This window comes from Candidatus Nitrosocosmicus sp. FF01, from assembly GCF_047711275.1.
In the GTDB taxonomy this organism is placed as follows: Archaea; Thermoproteota; Nitrososphaeria; order Nitrososphaerales; family Nitrososphaeraceae; genus Nitrosocosmicus.
This window is the reverse complement of record NZ_JBLNIG010000002.1, coordinates 657,807-677,629: the sequence shown is the minus strand read 5'-3', so window position 1 is coordinate 677,629 and position 19,823 is coordinate 657,807. Positions and strand designations below refer to the sequence as shown.

General features: G+C 33.6%; 17 protein-coding genes and 1 tRNA gene. 14 read left to right on the top strand and 4 right to left on the bottom strand.

Going from position 1 to position 19,823, the window contains the following annotated elements; all coding sequences use genetic code 11:
- The first annotated feature begins 276 nt into the window (after positions 1-276).
- Both ACMT7R_RS09030 and ACMT7R_RS09025 read left to right on the top strand, forming a co-directional pair.
- The gene (locus ACMT7R_RS09030; protein ID WP_415311332.1) at positions 277-1,527 is read left to right on the top strand and encodes a glycosyltransferase; all 1,251 of its coding nucleotides are present in this window, start codon (positions 277-279) and stop codon (positions 1,525-1,527) included.
- 1,249 nt (positions 1,528-2,776) lie between these two features.
- Positions 2,777-3,733 (top strand): proteasome assembly chaperone family protein, encoded by a 957-nt coding sequence (locus tag ACMT7R_RS09025; protein WP_415311330.1) that lies wholly within the window; start codon positions 2,777-2,779, stop codon positions 3,731-3,733.
- Positions 3,734-3,980: 247 nt separating this feature from the next.
- Here the strand turns inward: ACMT7R_RS09025 and ACMT7R_RS09020 are convergent, their stop codons facing one another.
- On the bottom strand, positions 3,981-6,380 hold the full coding sequence (locus ACMT7R_RS09020) for a helicase-related protein (protein ID WP_415311328.1): 2,400 nt from the start codon (positions 6,378-6,380) through the stop codon (positions 3,981-3,983).
- Between the two features lie 54 nt (positions 6,381-6,434).
- Positions 6,435-6,764 carry a hypothetical protein gene (locus ACMT7R_RS09015; protein WP_415311327.1) on the bottom strand — a complete coding sequence of 110 codons (330 nt, stop codon included), beginning with the start codon at positions 6,762-6,764 and terminating at the stop codon, positions 6,435-6,437.
- Between the two features lie 237 nt (positions 6,765-7,001).
- Between ACMT7R_RS09015 and ACMT7R_RS09010 the strand changes: the two genes are divergently transcribed.
- The 11 genes from ACMT7R_RS09010 to ACMT7R_RS08960 all read left to right on the top strand — a co-directional run bounded on the left by ACMT7R_RS09010 (position 7,002) and on the right by ACMT7R_RS08960 (position 18,373).
- Entirely contained in the window at positions 7,002-8,366 is a 1,365-nt protein-coding gene (locus ACMT7R_RS09010) for a DEAD/DEAH box helicase family protein (RefSeq protein WP_415311326.1), read from the top strand.
- A gap of 115 nt (positions 8,367-8,481) precedes the next feature.
- Positions 8,482-10,200, top strand: a complete 1,719-nt coding sequence (locus ACMT7R_RS09005; RefSeq protein ID WP_415311324.1) for a DUF790 family protein — start codon at positions 8,482-8,484, stop codon at positions 10,198-10,200.
- A gap of 7 nt (positions 10,201-10,207) precedes the next feature.
- Positions 10,208-10,504 (top strand): hypothetical protein, encoded by a 297-nt coding sequence (locus tag ACMT7R_RS09000; protein ID WP_415311322.1) that lies wholly within the window; start codon positions 10,208-10,210, stop codon positions 10,502-10,504.
- A gap of 175 nt (positions 10,505-10,679) precedes the next feature.
- Positions 10,680-11,054, top strand: a complete 375-nt coding sequence (locus ACMT7R_RS08995; protein WP_415311321.1) for a hypothetical protein — start codon at positions 10,680-10,682, stop codon at positions 11,052-11,054.
- Positions 11,055-11,084: 30 nt separating this feature from the next.
- Positions 11,085-12,464 (top strand): NAD(P)/FAD-dependent oxidoreductase, encoded by a 1,380-nt coding sequence (locus tag ACMT7R_RS08990; RefSeq protein ID WP_415311674.1) that lies wholly within the window; start codon positions 11,085-11,087, stop codon positions 12,462-12,464.
- Between the two features lie 94 nt (positions 12,465-12,558).
- Positions 12,559-12,632: transfer RNA gene (locus tag ACMT7R_RS08985), tRNA-Pro, on the top strand.
- A 269-nt stretch (positions 12,633-12,901) separates the two neighbouring features.
- Positions 12,902-13,993, top strand: coding sequence for a cation diffusion facilitator family transporter (locus tag ACMT7R_RS08980; RefSeq protein WP_415311319.1), 1,092 nt, complete (start codon positions 12,902-12,904; stop codon positions 13,991-13,993).
- Positions 13,994-14,129: 136 nt separating this feature from the next.
- A complete protein-coding gene (locus ACMT7R_RS08975) occupies positions 14,130-14,720 on the top strand; it encodes a hypothetical protein (protein WP_415311317.1) in 591 nt (196 codons plus the stop codon).
- Positions 14,656-15,441 (top strand): hypothetical protein, encoded by a 786-nt coding sequence (locus ACMT7R_RS08970; protein WP_415311315.1) that lies wholly within the window; start codon positions 14,656-14,658, stop codon positions 15,439-15,441. The genes ACMT7R_RS08975 and ACMT7R_RS08970 overlap by 65 nt, the downstream gene beginning before the upstream one ends.
- Before the next feature lie 1,062 nt (positions 15,442-16,503).
- Positions 16,504-18,009: a N,N-dimethylformamidase beta subunit family domain-containing protein gene (locus ACMT7R_RS08965; RefSeq protein WP_415311313.1), complete on the top strand. Its 1,506-nt coding sequence runs from the start codon at positions 16,504-16,506 to the stop codon at positions 18,007-18,009.
- Positions 18,010-18,199: 190 nt separating this feature from the next.
- A complete protein-coding gene (locus tag ACMT7R_RS08960; protein ID WP_415311311.1) occupies positions 18,200-18,373 on the top strand; it encodes a hypothetical protein in 174 nt (57 codons plus the stop codon).
- Between the two features lie 301 nt (positions 18,374-18,674).
- On the opposite strand, the gene ACMT7R_RS08955 is transcribed toward ACMT7R_RS08960, so the two are convergent.
- Together ACMT7R_RS08955 and ACMT7R_RS08950 are read right to left on the bottom strand one after the other, a co-directional pair.
- Complete coding sequence (locus tag ACMT7R_RS08955) at positions 18,675-18,809, bottom strand: hypothetical protein (RefSeq protein WP_415311309.1); 135 nt, start codon at positions 18,807-18,809, stop codon at positions 18,675-18,677.
- 280 nt (positions 18,810-19,089) lie between these two features.
- On the bottom strand, positions 19,090-19,278 hold the full coding sequence (locus ACMT7R_RS08950; RefSeq protein ID WP_415311307.1) for a hypothetical protein: 189 nt from the start codon (positions 19,276-19,278) through the stop codon (positions 19,090-19,092).
- Between the two features lie 101 nt (positions 19,279-19,379).
- Between ACMT7R_RS08950 and ACMT7R_RS08945 the strand changes: the two genes are divergently transcribed.
- Positions 19,380-19,643, top strand: a complete 264-nt coding sequence (locus ACMT7R_RS08945) for a UBP-type zinc finger domain-containing protein (RefSeq protein WP_415311305.1) — start codon at positions 19,380-19,382, stop codon at positions 19,641-19,643.
- The last annotated feature ends 180 nt before the right edge of the window (positions 19,644-19,823 follow it).

The window sequence follows — 19,823 nt, the reverse complement described above, 5'->3', positions numbered from 1 at the left end:
CTATCACTTTTATTATAGACTTGCACCTTAATCCTAGCCGGTAACAAGAGATACAAAAAATCTTTTAAAACCAGCTTTGTGGGAATACAAAATTCTTACAATATGTAGTTTCAATACAATTTTATCTTGTATATAAATAAAACTTTGGAGTTAAAATTTAAACGTTAATAAGATCTTTGAATTTGATAAACATATTCTTGTTTTAGAAAACAATCGTATGCATTATATAGTATCTTATTAAATTAGTTACTGTGAGATGAGGGAATACCAGTGACAATGCTAAACGTTAATGATACTATACAACAAACTAGAGACGATCAAAAATTTGTCTCTATTATTATCCCTACTTTTAACGAATCCATGAATATAAGGGATCTGTTGAATCAGATTCAAACCCATATTCCCGCTGAAACTAATGTAGAAATTATTATAGTTGACGACAACTCTCCTGATGGAACAGGACATATAGTAGAAAAATACATTGAAGAAAAAATGAATCTAAAGGATTATGATATCAAAACAGAATCACAATCCACAAGTAATTGGAATAAGAATATATCCATTAAAGTTATTCATAGAAAAGAAAAGGCAGGTTTGATAGCTGCTTTGGTAAATGGAATTAGTTCATCAAGAGGTCAGAATGTCCTGATCATGGATGCAGATTTCTCACATCCTCCCGAAGTAATAAATAAAATGATAAGTGAGTTAAAAAAACAACCTAACTGCATTATAGTTGGGTCTAGGTATATTCGTGGAGGAGCAATAAATGGAATGCCGCTTAAAAGGTTCTTGCTTAGCGTAGGCGCTAATTTTATTGCCAGACATGGTTTGTCGTTAAGAAATGTTTATGATCCCATGTCTGGGTTTTTTGCATTTCCCAAACACGCATTAGAAGATGTGGAATTTAATACAAATGGTTTTAAAATATTATTAGAAATTCTGATAAAAAAGAAGAGCGATATTTGTGTAAAAGAGATTCCCTATACATTTAGGGATAGAAAATACGGCCAAAGTAAACTCAATCTCCCAATAATATTTGATTATTTAAAAGCGGTTTGGAAACTCTATAGATACGGAAGGAAATCAAAGAGACAAGATACTCAGTCTGAAAAGAGAAAGTCAGTCAGATTCCTTTCAAAGGCAGCCAGATTTTATACAGTAGGAGCGAGCGGAGTTGCTCTAAACTACCTAGTTTCAATCCTCTTGTCAAATGGAATTTTAGGAAGTTTGGGATATTTACAAGCTACAGCAATAGGAATTGCTGTTTCAGTTACAACAAATTTCTTGTTAAACAAGTTTTGGACTTTTGAGGACAATGATATTGAAAGATCCAGATTCATCAAACAGTACGGAATGTTTGTCGGATGCAGTTCCCTTGGCATCCTAATACAATTCTTATCAATATATTTACTGAGCGAATCTGGAATTTCTTATGACATTGCGTTATTATTAGGAGTCAGTATTGCTTCGGTCAGTAATTTTCTGTTTAATAAAAAATTGACTTTTAAGGAGAATATATGGGGATAGCCGGTTTTTACCTTAATTGATCCGATTAGTTTTGTTGGATTGGAATGAAATAATTTACCGTTTGGAATTTGTGGTTCTTATCTGATTATTGGTACGAACATATCGTTTCAAATGTAACGCTCGTAATATTGTGAATCTGCTAAGGGAAGTAAAATCAAAAATATACTTGTGTTATAGATGAAATTTGATATTTGGTACTATGATCTACTTTTAAGTGTAGGCAGGTATAGATCTATTGAGGGAAATTAATTAAATAAATGTGTCGCAAGAGACACAGGTTAATTCTTCTTCCAAAGAAAAGTAAACTAAATTTCTAATGACAATATTCACAATCATTTGATTGTGTAGCAATATACTAATAATATATGAACAGAGTTATAAAAGAAATAGATTTGCCTTTTAGTTCTGGTATAGATCTTATTATAAGATCAGATCAAGCTAATATTAAGCAAATAATCTTTTTGTAGCCAGATAGTCATTTTACATGTTTTATCTAGAAATATTAAATCATCTTACAAATATGAAATGCAAACTTCTTGCTAAAATGAGTTAGTAAGCACTTGCTTGTTTGTTATCTATTTGCTTGTGTCCAAATAGATATACAAACCAAATGAACAAAGACAACCAGATAAACCATCTTTGAAGAAAAAGTGTCACGTTTGCGAATTGAATCGGAAATAGCATCATAAAATCTAGAATTAATTATGAAAATCCTTTTCTGCAAGATTTTTGAATAATTGAGAAATCACTAGCATATCCTATAACAATGAGTCCTAATAAAATGAGAACTTTAACCTTGGGTTCATAAACCAATCTAGTGATTTGGTTTATCTCAATTCACAGATTATTCTATTATGATCTAGAGATGGAAAGGAGGTGATCAAGAGATTATGGACTGTTTGATGAAACAAACAAACAAAGGAACAAAGATTCAGCAGTATCCAAGAGACCCGGACTTCAATACTAGCATGTTCCCACCAAACCATTAACTGAGTACAAACCGAAATGATTATTATTTTTGAGAAACTATACTGATCGTTACAATTAATTAAAAATCGAATTATTTTTGCAATAAAATTAAAACTAAAACAGATAGTTTAGCGTCAATAGATGATATAAATGGATAAGGGATAAAGATGATTAGACATACCAGAGATAATTTTTCGAAATCTTTAAACTCTTGAGATAGGAAATCATTATTATTATTAACCATATTATTAATAACAAGCATGAGAGGTATAGTTGATCAATGAATTCCTTGTCTACTGCATATTCTGGTGATGATAATACATCTGGAACTCCTACTTCGACAAAAATCATTACGATTGCTGATTTAAATAACTTAAAAAAAGACAAGACAATACTGATTGCTGGTTTTCCAGGTCCAGGTTTAGTTGGTTCAATTAGCACTAGTTATATAATAGACAAACTTGAGATGTATCAAATAGCATTTGTTGAGTCTCACTATATCTCACCTGGTGTAATATTTATTGATGGAAAGCTTAGGCATCCGTTCAGACTATATGCAAATAAGCAAGGAAATGTGTGTGTTTTAGTTTGTGAAGCACCCATAATGATGGATGGTACCCATTTTGTTCTGGATGCCGTTATGGATTGGGCGATAAAAAACTCAATAGAAGAAGTAATGGTTTTAGATGGAATTCCTGTTCAAGGCATTCCTGCCTCTGACAGAAAGGCTGTAATATTGGCTAGCGAGAATATGGAACAAAACAACACAAATGAACAAGAAGTAATATCATCTAAAGAGCAAGAAATACAATCATCTAAAGAGGACCAGGACGAACATATTTCTGATCACAACATAAATCCTCAAAGCAATTTTAATAGAAGTGCCATAGAAGATTCGAGCAAAAAGTATACTACCTTCATTGGGGGTATTGCAGGTGGATTGCTATCAGCATGTTTATCATACCAAATTCCGTGTGCTGCAATCCTTATCCCATCCTCAAGTGGAATACCTGATCCAGAAGGTGCCTCTCTATTGATTGAATCTTTTAACAATTTTATTAACGATGACAAGTTGAAAATTGAAACTACACAGTTAAAAGAACAGGGCCAAAAATTGAAAAAGCAATTAGAACAAATAATCAAAGCCGAACAGGAACAGCGAGCAGTAGGAGGAGGAGGAGGAGGTGGCAGTCAAGAGGATGGAAACGTTTCAAGTCACCGCTTCATGTATGGATAACTGTAAAGAATAAACTCATCATCATAACCGATTATTCCGTTTTCCTAATTTTCAATCAAAGATTATAATAACTTTATCAATTGTCATTGAATGCTGGTTGCAGTGTAAGTAATATACATTTCAATTACAACGGGTATAATCAATTTACAATGTAAATAATTAACATGTAAATCAAACTTTCATTTCACCAATTAAGAATACTCATGCAAGTAACTATTGAAGCAAGGTACAAATATCCACGAATAATTTACAAAATTTTCTTTACAATTAAATGTAACACCCCCTCGCTTCTATACATTTCACCAATTATCTCAAGGGTGTTACCTTTTTTTAACAAGGATCTGGGACCAAAATAGTCATGATGGACAAGCGAGGCATACCACTTATCATTTACTCTTACAACTGCCTTGCCCATAAGTATTTTTTCAATGAATACAGAATATTTATTTCCAGGCAAAAATTTGGTTGATTCGATAAGGGCGACCGTATCTTTATGTTTATTAAGGAACACTATTCGCTTCATCTTTTTCAAGCTATCAATAGCTTCACCAACTATCATCCTGTCCGCTTTGATCTGTTCTTCTAAATTTGAAACAGTCAATCCAGCGCTTCCGGCTTTTCCTAGTAGTTCTTGGATTTGTCTTTTAACTCTATGAACTATTTTTTTCCTATCCAAATTCAATGATACTTCGTACAAATCCTCCAGATTCCTTCTCGAAAGTGAGGAAACAGTATTTCCAGCGCTGCTGTACCTAGGATAATTATACGACAGTCTCTTTACAAGAGTTTTAATCTTTTTATTAGAATTGGAAGAGATGTACTCCACAATAGGATTATCATTCATGGATTTAATATCAACATCAGACCCTTCTTCCTTCTTTCCATTACCGAATTGCAAAAATTGATCAGATTCTGTATACAGTAGAGATATCTCTGACTCGAGCATTCTGTTATGACTATCAAAGCGTCTTTTTTTGTGGGTGTTTAATGAGAAATTTGTATTTCGGAGACTTGATCGCATTTTGAGTAGTTTTCTCTTGGAGGCTTCGGTGTATTTTATATCTACAGAATCATCCGAAACCAGAATCACTACCTTTCCATTTGAAAATCTTCCGGTTCTGCCTTTCCTTTGAATAAACCGTATTTCGCTTGGAACTGGTTCGTAAAACAACACGAGATCGACATTAGGAATGTTTAGTCCCTCTTCAGCCACAGAAGTAGCAACCAGTACCGGGAATTTACCTTCACGAAAATCATCAAGTATAGATAATTGTTTATCCTGGCTGAGACCCTTTATCCCGTTTCGGTTAGACTGTCCATAAAACCCCCTAGACTGTATGCCATTTTCGTCCAGAAATTTTGTAATTTCTTCTAGAGTATCACGATACTGTGAAAAAATGAGAATTTTTTTTTGGGTTTTAAGAGAAATCGAATTATTGTTGGTGAACGAAGTTTCAAGTAGAGAAGAACTGGTAGTATGATCTCGATTAAACTCGGGTAATGTATTTCTTGTATTATCAGATACATTCGTTAATTCTGGTTTTAGAAACTGTTCAACAATTAATAATACATGAGCTAATTTGGGTGCGATTTTGTTGCCATTTCTAAATAATATTTCTTCAATTTCTTTTAACCTAGTATCTAAAAATAAATTAACGTAAGCTTTGGTAGTAGAGTTATCTCTAGCATTATTTAGAAATTTTCTCAATGCAAAGGCTCCTTGAGATTCGATTAGATCACGGCAATAAAGTAATATCATGGAAAGTGCTTGATACTTTAATGCGGTAACTAAGAAAAGATTTGTATTTTTTGGATCGAGATTTGAAGTTATATAATCTCTAAGTGACAATAGATCCTTTTTGTATACACTGTCTGCTCGCTTTTTTTTCAGTAACTTATTTTTAATCAGCCAATTGATATTATCATGAATCATGGAGGTCAATAGCGCGGAAATTTCCAAATGATAGTTATCTAAAGTCACATGACAGTATTCTATGTCAGTATCGTAAACATACGGAAACACGTCTTCATCCCGCTCTTCCTTTGAAATCATTTGTTCTATAAACAAATTGGCACAAATTTCTTTGATTTTATCTTCTGTGGAACCAGGACTCGCAGATAATGCAAGTACAAGGGGAGGATCATTTTGTTCCGGCCTTTCATCATAAAATTGACTAGATATACGAGTGTAGCTATAATCTTTGACTGCCCGATGAGCTTCATCGTACACTATCAGGTAAAAGTCATTCTTTTTCAAAAAATTATTAGCAAGGTCATTATTAACCAACTCGGGTGTAGCAAAATATACTCTAAATCCTGAGGAATCCCATAACGCCTTTCTAATCTCTGGTGCAATTTTGCCAGTCAGTGCAATACACTGACTTGACAGAGGAGTATACTTCTTAAACAAGTTAAAATGTTGAAAAACGAGTGGTCTAGTGGGGGCTAGAATTAGAATTTTGGAGTTTTTCCAGTTGAGAAGTATATCAAGACAGACCAAAAGCGCGATAATGGTCTTTCCTAGAGAAGTTGGAATTACAACCAGAGAATTCTTGTATAAAGCTTTTAGTACAATATCGTGTTGATATTGTCGAAAGACAAGTGAATTTTTTCGTAGTAAAGGATGAGAAAAATATGATTGGACCAAAGTAAGGCTAAATATTGTCAGAGGTATAGATCGTCATATCTAGATCTGAAAAATCTAAATTTCGAAAACATCGGTTGAATCACTTTTTACTACAGCTTTTCTTTCCGGATTTACATTATCAATTGATTGTGCTAGTTGAGAAACTTTGGAATTTCCTATTAATTCAAGAATTGAATTAAGTTCTTCTGAGGATTTAATTACAATGCCTCTCTTTTTACTAGGAGCACCATTAGAGTTGAGGGGATTGATCTCGATTGCAATAGTAGGAGGTCTACCTCGATATTCAGGCAGCTTAAACAAGAAAACACCGGGAATACTAGTAGGTTTTCTTTCCCAATCTTTACCTTCATTAAGAAATTGTGATAATCTCTCTTCACCCGACATTTTTCTATCAGATTATATGCCGTAAACTATCTTTTTAATTTTATTATCTGTTCAATTATTTAACCACTATTTGACCAATAGATTTACAATCCAAATACTGGTACTTTTTGGGTTTATCAGTCATAAAAATTGATTTCTTAAAGATGGATCAAAATCATGACTTTTATTTCGATGATATATTTAAATAAAAAAATGCATCTATGATTTATATATAAAAACAGAAATGCTACGAAATTATTGTTTGATAAGGGCACTATTTTAATAGAGGGCACCTTCCATAGTCCTTATTCTGTATTTGATCCCAGAATTAATAGGCACCGAGCCTTAGGTCTTGACTATTCAAATATTAAGAATTTTTTTAGAAAAAACAAAATTGAATACGAAGACAGAGTAGCTAACTACGTAGTACCTCTTCAAAAAAATCAATTTCACACCGATAATGTAGTAAAGCTGAGAGACTATCAAAGCCAAGCCTTAACGAAATGGGCCATAAACGATATGAAGGGTTGTATTGTACTTCCTACCGGTGCTGGAAAAACTATAATCGCATTACATGCCATTCTTAAGGCAAATACTTCAACACTGATAATTGTTCCCACCCTAAATTTGATGGAACAATGGTTTGAAGCGGTATCGATCATGCTAAGAGACAAAGGTCATGTTGGAAAATTGGGAGGAGGTTATGAAGAAATCAAGAGCATTACTATTACGACATATGATTCAGCATATTTAAAATCGTCTTATCTGGGTAACAAATTTGAGTTTGTAATATTTGATGAAGTACATCACCTTGGGTCTGACAAATACTCTTTAATCGGGGAACAATTTATCTCTCCTTTTCGTTTGGGCTTGACCGCAACGATAGAGAGGGAGGACAACAAACATGTCAATATATATAAACTAGTTGGTAACATAGTGTTTAAAAAAGACTTTTACGAATTATCACAGCAAAAGCATTTGGCAAAATTCAAATTGAACAAGATCAAAGTCAATATGTTACCACATGAAATGGTTCGTTACAATAGAACTCTTTATGAATACAAGCAATTATTAAAAGAATCAAAAATTTACTATCCCACAAGATTGGAGAAACTCATCATTTTATCTGCAACCAATGTCAACCTCAGAAAAGCACTACTTCTGAGAAACGAAGCTTTAGACATTGCACTTAATAGTCAAGCCAAAATAATAGAGCTTGAGAAAATCCTAGAAAATCACCTATCAGAAAAGATTATCATATTCACAGTTCATACAAAGTTGGCCTACAGTATTTCTAACAGATTTCTGATACCTGTTATTACACATAAAACCAAGAATGAGGAGAGAAAAGAAATCCTAGATAAATTTAAGAAAGGTCAATATAGAGTAATCGTTACAACAAAGGTTCTCGATGAAGGAACAGATGTACCTGATGCTAATATGGGAATAATATTAAGTGGAACAGGTAGTAAAAGAGAATTCATTCAAAGACTTGGAAGATTGTTAAGACCTAAACAGGATATTGATAATTTAGCTAATCTTATTGAAATAATTTCTTCAGATACTAGTGAAGTTTTTACCAGCAGCAAGAGAAACAAAGGAATAAGAAAGGTACAACGCTAATAAATACAAAAAGGATTAAATGATTATTACGTGATAAAGTAATACATCAAGGAAAGAAAAATAATGTTTTTTTGGAGATTTATTAAATAGGAACCCAAGGTGTTAAATTGCAAAATTGATCCCAAACGATTTGCTGAGATATAGACTAGACAACAAGAATCACAGAATATATCCAGTAATGTGTTCCATCGCACAGAACTCAAAGGATTTGGAATTAGCATCGCATATAATCCAAGTTTTTGATTACTGCTATCACCATAAACTAGCCAAGGAGAAGTTGGATCAATCACTCAAGGATTTAGAGATCACTTATAAAGATTACAAGCTTGTCAGAGGGCTTGCAACAATTTTAGAAAGAAGATGTGTATTTGAATCATTTTCACAACCGCGATTGAAAGCGAAAGAAAGTACTAAAAATGATCCCATACACAATATCAAGGATACAAGAGGCTTGATGAAGAACCTAACAGCATCAGAGATAAGAAGAATAGTATTTGATGAATCCGCTTCAAAAGGCATTGCAATAAATGAGAATAGACGAAAAGTACTATTAGAAAATATATCTGATAACCTAAAAACTTCACCTGATATGCTATCAAAAATGATGTGGTCAGATCAGGATGAAAATTCAGTAATCAAGGTATTTGTACCTATCACAGAAGTTAAGTTACTCTTAATGTATAACATTTCTCTCATTCAGACTTTATTATTTGGGTGTCTGAAGATGAAATTGGTATTAGATGTTGCCTCAAATGCAGGTACGATATGGAAAAAGGTATTGAGAGAAGTTAAGAGACTCGGGTTGATGTACTGGTTAGAAGTGGAAGGATCACGACAAGAAGATTATGAAGAATCTAATAACAAACTAACCAAGAAAAAAAGAATTGTATGTATAATTGAAGGTGCTCTAAATGTTTTAAAACTTACTGACAGATATGGAACTGCTATTGCGAAATTATTCCCAATTATAATGACGGCCGATAGATGGGATATAAATGCAGATATCTTAAGAATAACACATGGTGGAAAAAAAATTGTTTATGAATTTGAAATTACCCAAAATGCGTACCCAGAATCTATTCCAGCGCATACAGATCTTAATATTTATGAAAACTCGTTTGTGCCTGCATATAATTTATCAGCTCAAAACCCTGTCTTGAATAAGGCAAATTCGAGTAAAAAATACGATGATCAGGACTTGAATAGAGAATTTTTAGGCAAAATAATGACCGATACGAGTACATCTGGTACTAATTCGAGAATCCTTTTTGATAGCAGGATAGAAAGCATATTTCAAGAACAATTTGAGTTGTTTAATACGGGTTGGACAATCGAAAGAGAACCAGAACCTCTTGTAACAGGACAAAAAACGGCATTTATTCCTGACTTTTTGTTCTCTAAATACAACTATAAAGTGATTGTGGAAATCATTGGTTTCTGGACAAAAGAATACCTCGAAAGGAAATTATCAAAAATTTACGATGTAGTAAAAAATAAAAATAAAGAGGAGAATTTTTACATGATCCTTGTTATTAATCATGAAAACCTAATGTCTTACGAAATTAATGATAGTCAGAAAATATCTCAAGTTAAAGGAAATAGTAATGTATTAATAACTTCATATAAAAGGGACAAAATTTTTTTTAAAGACATTATTTCATTTTTGAAAAATATTGATAATTATTACATAAATGATGAGCTTTTAGATGAATCGAGTCAAAGTATACTGATTCAAAATGTTGTAAAGTTCTTGGAAAAATTTAGCACTTCTGATAAGAATATCACATCATTAAGCGATCTAGAAGAATTATTTAAAAAAAGAACACTCAGATAACAAGTTTTTGAAAATTAAACTTGTAGATTTAATCGATAAGAATTTTAAATTTAAGAAACAGTTTGGCGACGAACTGATCAAAAATAAACTCCTAATGATAAATGATCTCTTGCTTAAAGAGGAATTTACAAAAGAGATTATAGATGACATCAAAAGGAAGAAGACGGTTGGAGAAGCCTGTGATTTAATGATTTCAAAGGGATTGCCGGAAAGAATACACATAGAATTGCTTACTTTCTTGGGTTTCAATATCGAATGGAATAGTCTAGATTATTCAAATGCTAAAATCGATTTTAGAAGGTAATGCATATTACCCCCTGTTTATCTGCTTTTAAAAAAATCCTGATCACCTAAAGTATCAGACTTGCCAAATAAAGCGGCAATAGGTCGGTTGATTTGCCCCGAGTCATAAAAAAGAAAAGTAACAGATTTAAAACAAAAGGATCCTATATATGGCTTGGGGCGCCGGGATTTAAGAATTGCAATCATCCAAAAATGGCATTGAATCCGATCTGAAGAAGAGACCTGAAGATACGGAAAGAACAGGATTAAAAAAAGATAGATGGCTTAGAAATATCAAAGAAAGTTGGAGAAATGTAGAATGTAGTTGCGGAAGTAACTTTCATTTTGATGGTGATATAGATAAGCTCTTTGAATGGGAGAACATTCATCTGAGACACCTTGCGTCTGATTCAGATAATCATTCCATTATTTCATTCTATCCTACCGACATGATAATTTATTATCACTCCAAATCGGGGTATGTTATTGAACGAAGAAAGCATAAGAGTCATGAAATAAGTGAAATTAACCAATCGTTGATGATGGGTAAGGTAACAATGACTGGAGTATAGTGATAACTTTTTAGACTTTGGAAAAAGTGTCTGACAATTAACAATAACGATCACATTGTAATCATAGGAGCTGGGATTCTTGGAACCACACTAGCTTTTGCAATCTCTTCAATATCTAGTTCAAAGGTTACCATCATAGAACAGGAAGATAAACCAGGGTTGCATACAAGTTCGAGAAACACAGGTAAAGTACATGCGCCATTTATTTATAATCCCGAAAAGAAAAAAATTTGGGCCAAAGCCGCCTTATATGGATATGATTTTTGGAAAAAATACTGTCATTCTAACGATCTCTTGTTTGTTGAAGATGGAGTTATGGAAGTTGCAATTGATACTCAATCTGAAAAAACTCTCTTAATGCACTTTGAATGGGGTTTAAAAAATGGTCTTAGTGACTCTGAAATAAAAATTCTAAACGAAAGGGAAGTATCTAGAATTGAACCCAATCTAAAATGTCAAGCGGCCATTTTGTGTAATAAGGATGCATCTGTGAACTACGGTCGAATTACACAAACGCTGGCCGAGCAAATATCAAACAATAATAAACTAGTAAAAATCGTTACATGTTCAAAGGTCACTCGCATAAAAAACAATGCTCCTTCAAGTCGATCTATAATAGTAGAATATATTGATTCTTCCCAAAGAACGAAAAAAGAAATTGATTGTAACTTTTTAATAAATGCCTCCGGTAGCAATTCAATTAATATTTTAAACAGTTTACACTTGGAGAATCCATATCAGGATCTTTTCTTTAGGGGAGAATACTGGATTGCCCCCCCAAAATACGATAGCTTGACTAGTCATAGTATTTATTCTGTACCTCAATTCCAGCAATTCCCTTTTTTAGATCCACATTGGATAATTAGGGCTAGTGGCACAAGAGAAATAGGGCCTAATGCGTGTCCAGTTTTTACACCTTATGGATACAACAATTTTGACAATGCAAGAGAGTTACTTCCTAAGATATATCGATTGATGACCAAAAAAGGTCATCGGATACACAAGACACTACTTAGAAAGGAATTGCTAGATCTAATTTCTAAGGAGGCATTTAGTAGTATTTCCAAAAGATACATGATTAATAGGGTCAAAAGATTTCTTCCTTCTATTGATCCGAAAGAGTTTAGAATTCGTGGTACTGCTGGAATCAGATCAGTTTTGATAGACAAAGACGGCTGTTTTGTACCAAACCCGATTTTCATTATGCGAGATAACATTTTGCACATACTTAATTATAATTCACCAGGTGCGACAGGTGCTTTCCCTATTAGTTATGCTATTGCATTCAAACTTTTAGAAAATGGAATACTAAAGGATTGCAGGGACACTATGTTCGGTCGGTCTGCTACTCCTTTTGATGATAAACTATTAACCACATGCAGAGATGAGATAGATATTGATTTTGTATAGTCATGAGTATTGACTCTCATTCAGCGGAAAGCAAGATCGATTGACCGAGACATAATAAATATAGGATCATATGATATTCTGAAATAAAGAAGGAGGGATCATAGTCTAGCTTGGTAGGATGCCAGCCTCGGGCGCTGGAGGTCGTCGGTTCAAATCCGGCTGATCCCATTACGTTAAACTAAGGAAATTGATATCGACACAAATTGTTCTGCTACCACAACTCCCAATGGAATTTTTCCGAAATAAAGGTACTGAAATAAACGAAAGAACAGAATCATTATTCAATTATTTGAGAATATTCAAATTAATTTAATTTTTCAATTATTTTATGAATTATATAAACATTCCAATCAAATATTTAGCAATTTTTTTTATAAAGAGTTGTGAGCTAGCAAATTTTAAATAGTGTTATAATGAAATAATAACAATTTATTAATTTGGACGATTTAGAAGACAAGAAAGAAAATAAATCTACTGATGATCTTGCGGAACTAAAAGAAAATTTAATCAAAGGCGGTACCAATAGGCCACAGCAATCGCCCAATTTAGTCCAAGAAGGCATAATTGCGGGAAAAAGAATTGCAAAGATTTCCGTTGTAACTTTATTGGCTATAGGTATTGTTGAGATAATAACCGGTATTTTTAGCGGTAGTGTTGTTGCAACTGCCGATGGTATTGACTCAATATCTGATGCAGCCATTTCCTTTATAGTATTACTAGGTTTGAGAATTGCACACAGACCGGCCGATAAGAAGTTTCATTTTGGATATCACAAAGTTGAAAGTTTTTCAGCACTAATAGCTGCAATTGGAATGATAGTAATTGGTGTGATCATATTTTACAATTCTTATCAAGCATTAATTCACCCTCATGAAATTAAACATCCTTACCTTGTCATGGCAGTATTGGCAGGAGCAAGTGCATTATCTCTGCACAGAGCATTTCAGATGCGCATTATTGCTAACAAGTACAATCTACTTTCACTTAAGACCGATGCAAGAAATTCAATCAAAGACGGATCGGCATCTGTAATAGGATTTTTCAGTATACTTGTTGCAACACAGTTTGGATTTGTACAGATGGATGGAATAGGTGGGATGATTATAGCGTGTTATATTTTTTCTGTCTCCTATTTATCTCTAAAAAAATCATCGTTGATACTAATAGACTCCTGGCAAAATCCAAAACTTACAGTAGTTATCAAGAATATTATATCAGAGCAATTTAGTGACGAAAAAATCGTTGTTAGAGATGTTTTACTTCGTTCTTCTGGTATGATTGATCAAGCTGAAATACATATAGCAGTTGATGGCAAGGAATCACTTGAAGAAGTGGAAATGTTATCTTTAAAAATTCAGCTAGTAATCAGTTCTCAATTTCCATCCATTGAAAGAGTCGTAGTAATTCCACACCCTTATTCAGCTTCAGAAACTAAGGTAACTTCAAGAATGGACAGGTTTAGAAATATTAAACTGAAGAGACCCGCTTATATGAATAGAAGCAATAAACAAGAGGAAAATCCAAAATAATCTTTTTAAAAAAATTAGGTGATAAACAAATGATAATATTTTTTGTATAATTTGTATATATAAAAATCATTGTACAATATTATGTCTGAAAAACATAGAATTCAGTTTATATACTTTTATGAATACTTCAAAGTTGATGAAAAATATCATCAATGTAAATAAAGCAATAATTGCGTCAACAGTCTTGGCGATCTCGTTTATACTATTTTTGGGTCCAACCTCAATAACTATGAATACGTTTGCATCAACCAACACAGCTAATCAGGGTATAGGTCAATCACAATCATCTACACAATTGGGTGTATGCGTTTCTGGCGATGGTACTCTTTTTTCATGTAATAATTTGAATGCTCAAAACCAAGCAAACACAGGTAATAACGCAGCAGCCCAAAGCGGTGGCAATGATGACGATGATGACGATGATGACGGGGGCAACACAGCTAATCAGGGTATAGGTCAATCACAATCATCAAATCAAAATGCATTGTGTGTTTCTGGAACAGGAACATTTGTATCATGTAATAATTTGAATGCTCAAAACCAAGCAAATAGTGGAAACAATGCATTAGCACAACAAGGAGGACAAGGTAGCGGTGCCAATATTGCAAATCAAGCAATTGGTCAATCACAATCCTCTACTCAGAATAGTGGTGTAGTTTCTGGTGGCAGCACATCAGGTTCAGGAAACAACCAAAATACACAAAGTCAAACAAATACAGGTAAGTAACGCAGCAGCCCAAAGCGGTGGCGGCGGTAGCGGTAGCGGTAGTGGTGGTGGTAACCAAGCCAGTCAAGGTATAGGTCAATCACAATCCTCTACTCAGAATAGTGGTGTAGTTTCTGGTGGCAGCACATCAGGTTCAGGAAACAACCAAAATACACAAACCCAGAATAATACCGGAAGTAACGCAGTCGGACAACAAGGCGGCGGCGGTAGCGGTGGTGGTAACCAAGCCAGTCAAGGTATAGGTCAATCACAATCCTCTACTCAGAATAGCGGTGTAGTTTCTGGTGGAAATACTTCAGGTTCAGGAAACAACCAAAATACACAAAGTCAAACAAATACAGGTAATAACGCAGCAGCCCAAAGCGGTGGCGGCGGTAGCGGTAGCGGTAGTGGTGGTGGTAACCAAGCCAGTCAAGGTATAGGTCAATCACAATCCTCTACTCAGAATAGCGGTGTAGTTTCTGGTGGAAATACCAATGATTCAGGAAACAACCAAAATACACAAAGTCAAACAAATACCGGAAGTAACGCAGTCGGACAACAAGGCGGTAGCGGTAGCGGTAGTGGTGGTGGTAACCAAGCCAGTCAAGGTATAGGTCAATCACAATCCTCTACTCAGAATAGTGGTGTAGTTTCTGGTGGCAGCACATCAGGTTCAGGAAACAACCAAAATACACAAAGTCAAAACAACACGGGCAATAATGCTGCTGCCCAACAATAATTTTTTTCATGAGAAAAATCTAGTTACTATTGTAACGACTCATATCATAAATCATAGTTCTTTTAGTTTATATTGTTATTCTTTTTGTTTCTTTCAAATTGCAAGCAACAAAATATACCTACAGACTCAAAGTCAAGGCAGTTTTAGTAATCTGTTAATATTATTTAAGAATTGATTGAGCATCAAAAAAATATAGGCATTATAATAAGTGAAAATATTAACCAATAAAGATTTAAAAATTTAGGAAAAGGTGTTAGCAGAGTGAAAACGTTAAACTGATTAAACTTGTCTCCTTGTTGAAATTCTCATAGCAAACCAAAATGGAATTTGCTTAACGACATTTAACTAGATTATAAGGTTTCTTTTCATGGAAAAGATTCGTGCTGAACTATCTCTACCAGTGTTTCTTAATCTATATGGCAAATTAAAGTCTTGATTGGATATCAATTTCTATTTGACGTCCACTAGTATGGGAATTCACATAACAAGAGCGCATTGATTGATAAGCATAATTAGACGGCATAGGTAGATTAGAGCACTGATATTTTGAAATCATAATAGATGATAAATTAACTGTTAATATTTTTCAAAATGTTTGATCTTTGAATCATTTTCAATATTCTTAGTATCAAATTTACATTTTTTGACTAAAATTTTATAAATTACATTGATTAAATATGATATAATTTTTCATTACCAAATATTAAGACTAAAAATTTTTAGAACTTAATCATTGTATATATCTATTCTGTTACTACTTTTTAGGTTAATTTAATAAAAGCCAGATGAATTGGTTGGATGCAACAGTACGATTCTGTGTGTTTATTGGAGGAACTATAGGTCTAGCAACCATTTTTGGTTTGTACCCTGCTATAATGATAACCGTCGAAATGAGACCATTGGAAAGACTCTTGCCAGAGTAGAAAGTGGATATACATAAATATTTAATATAAAATCTATTTTGTATAATTGTGTCCACACGAATGGTACAAGGTTAATGGGTTTTTTGTATCTCAAACTAATAAGAATATACTATTCATTTCTTTATTTCTATCACTGTTAATGGGACTATGTGCTATATCCTTTTCAGTAGATCAATATGGTCATGCGCAAACCCAAGGACAATTAAATACTAGTGGCCCCTCATCTATGAACGTAAATCAAACTAATGCTACTTCAGCTAATATTATCAAGCTAGTTGATGGTCAACTTCCACATAAACCCGTAGAAAGAGTTGCATTAGTCGAACCTACCTTTACATACGCTGCATATCAAAATGGTTCTTTCTATAATTTTTATACAAAGTATAGTAATTTACTTTGGGACGATGATCGAAGTATTGTCTTAATAACAACAGATCTTGATCTCCTAAAGGATAGACCTATTCCACATGGACCATTTCCATTCTATACACACCCTGAATATAATGATATACCATATATCAATTACTTTAACGTTTTATTACAACACTTACAAAAAGATTTTACTTTTATATCAAAAATTACTGATGTTGATGTCCATGAAGGAAATATCTTTCAAAATAACGGGAAAAATGCTTATGATGTTTTGTTTTTGTTTCATTCTGAATATGTTACGCAATCGGAATACAACAACCTCAAAAAGTTTGTATCAAATGGTGGTACTATAGTATTTACTGAAGCGAATGTCTTGTATGCAGAGGTAAGTTACAATAAAAGTTCAGATAGCATATCCCTGGTTAATGGTCATGATTGGAAAATTGATGGCAATTCTGCAACACATGGTACATCTGAGAGGTGGTTAGATGAGAATAAAGAATGGATGGGTAGTAATTTCTTGGACATTCCCTCTTGGGAAAAAGTATATTTTAGAAACAATCCTTTTAACTATAATCACACTGAAGAACAATATGTTACTAATCCAGATGCCAAAATATTGCTTGATTTTGAAGCTTATAACCTTACAGACAACTATCAGAATGCCACTGTTGCAACATATATGATGAACTATGGAAAAGGAAAGGTAGTACACCTGGGGATTTGGGGACACACGTTGACACATAATGAGAAGTTTCTAAACTATTTTGATAAAGTGATAATTCCGATTGCCTATGATTTGGATATAAGCAATAATTTGATGAAAACTGAACCTTCTCCTGAATTCACAATTAATGTAATACCTACAACAGTTGAATTGAGGCCTGGAGAGAAAAAAACAATTCAGATATATATACAATCTGAGACAATCTTGAATTCCAAAGCTTCCATTGAATTATCAAGAAGTATTTCAAATGATAATTTAATAACAAAGTTAGCACAGGACAAGGTGGATATTTTGCCTCTAAATACCGCAATATCTAGCCTCATAGTTGAAGCTCCTGCTGGTATTGCTCCTCAGTCATATACCCTTCCATTATCAATAAATATAACTTTCCCAACCACACTCGACTTAACAATGGAAAAAAAATTACTCTCGGATACCACGTCAAGCCAATTGATTAGTAAGACCAACAATATTACCGTTACTGTATTACCATCACCTGATCTGATTGAACAAATTCAAAACCTTGCTAGTTGGATATTCCAATAAATTAAATATGGACATTTGTAGTCGCGATAGTATAATAATTTACATTAGTCTTGTTTCTGCACATGAGCTAAGCACATCAACGCCAGCAATATCTGGGAATCTCGAGTTAATGGGAACGATTTATTTTCCATCACTTTTTCAACAGTCCGACAATAGAAAAGCAAAATTCGTTTAATGAGGAATTTGGCATGTGACCAAGGATGAAAATCGGATACAAGGAATCAGATCATGCCTAGTTTCAACATGGAGAAATTCAGATAGGCTTCAAAAACTGGTATGTAATATTTTAGATATATCAAGAATTGAAAGTTACAAGTTAGAGCTTAAAGAGTATTTCAACTTGAATGAGAAAATAAAGATGTAGTTAAAGACATTTATATCGAATACAGAAATAAACTCTCCTCTGATAGTTTACCAAAAGATAGCAACATATAGATTTTGAACCATCAGAGGACCTGATACCTGTTTATGGGGACAAAATTAGAATATTTGAAGTGATATCAAATTTTTTAACCAATGTCATAAAAAGTTTTCTAATGGAAAATCCATTACCAATTCAATCAACAGGATTCAGAGAAATGATATAGACTCTAAACGTATACTTGTTGACAATAGAGAAGTCAAGGTATTTGATATTAAGGAAAACCCGGAAGAAGCAATGAAGACTATGATGCTAGCCGTAATATCAAAAGGGATAGAGGAAAGGGAATAGACCCAGATATTTTTCCAGGATCATTTTCAAAGTTTCCCACAACGTCAAGCCAATGAATTGCTCCAGGGTTGTATTTAGCGAAAAGCATTATTGAAACACACAGTGGACAGATTTGGGCACAAATTAGCTATGATAATGAAGAAAAGGGAGCTATTGTTTCTTTTAGCCTACCTCTAGTATATGATGAATGAAATAATACATAGCATAATGAGTAATTGATTCGCAATCTTCTGGATTAGAATTCGATTAATATGACCTTATCCTATAATACGGAGGCTATGAAGGTCGCTCGCTATATGATTATAACACTAGTTAGTCCCTATTATGATCAGAGTTTGCTAATACAAAGCCAATTTTGATATAAGTTTTTAGGAATTTTTACGCGATGCTTTTCCTCCTGCACGAGCAACTCTCGCTCTTGTTTCTGCATTAGCAGCCTGTAATCCTCTTTCATCATGTTTTGCTTTTCCTCCTGCACGAGCAACTCTCGCTCTTGTTTCTGCATTAGCTGATGCTAAACCCCTGTTATTATTGCTATTCTTATTGTTTTGAGGCATAATATAAAAACATGATAAACATACTATTTAATCTCTATTACCTTTAGCGAATCAATCCAGAGTAAACTAGTCCTTAAATCTAATTGCAGACATTATAATCTATGACTAAAGGATGTGACCATATAGAAAATTCAATAGAGAAAAAGAATGACATTCCAAGTACACTTGAGTGTAAGAAGTGCAAAAGTGAGGGATTATACTGGGTGGCTTTGCGAAGGTGTCTAACATGTGGACATATAGGATGCTGTGATTCTTCAACCGGTCTGCATGCACGAAGACACTATGAAGAAACCAAACACCCTGTAATGATCGAGTTACCAAACAAATCTTGGAAATGGTGTTATGAACATAGAAGATATGGCTAGTTGACAGATATTTTGTTAAACAGATAGTGGTAGTTGGTAAAAATAATATTAAAACCGAGCAATTGAATCCCAATTGAGGTTACAAGAATTGTCAGGATAGTGGCAAGACAACGATTGCATTCATAGAGTCATTAACGACGGCATATATTGCCGAGATTACAGGGCTGAAACAGTATGACC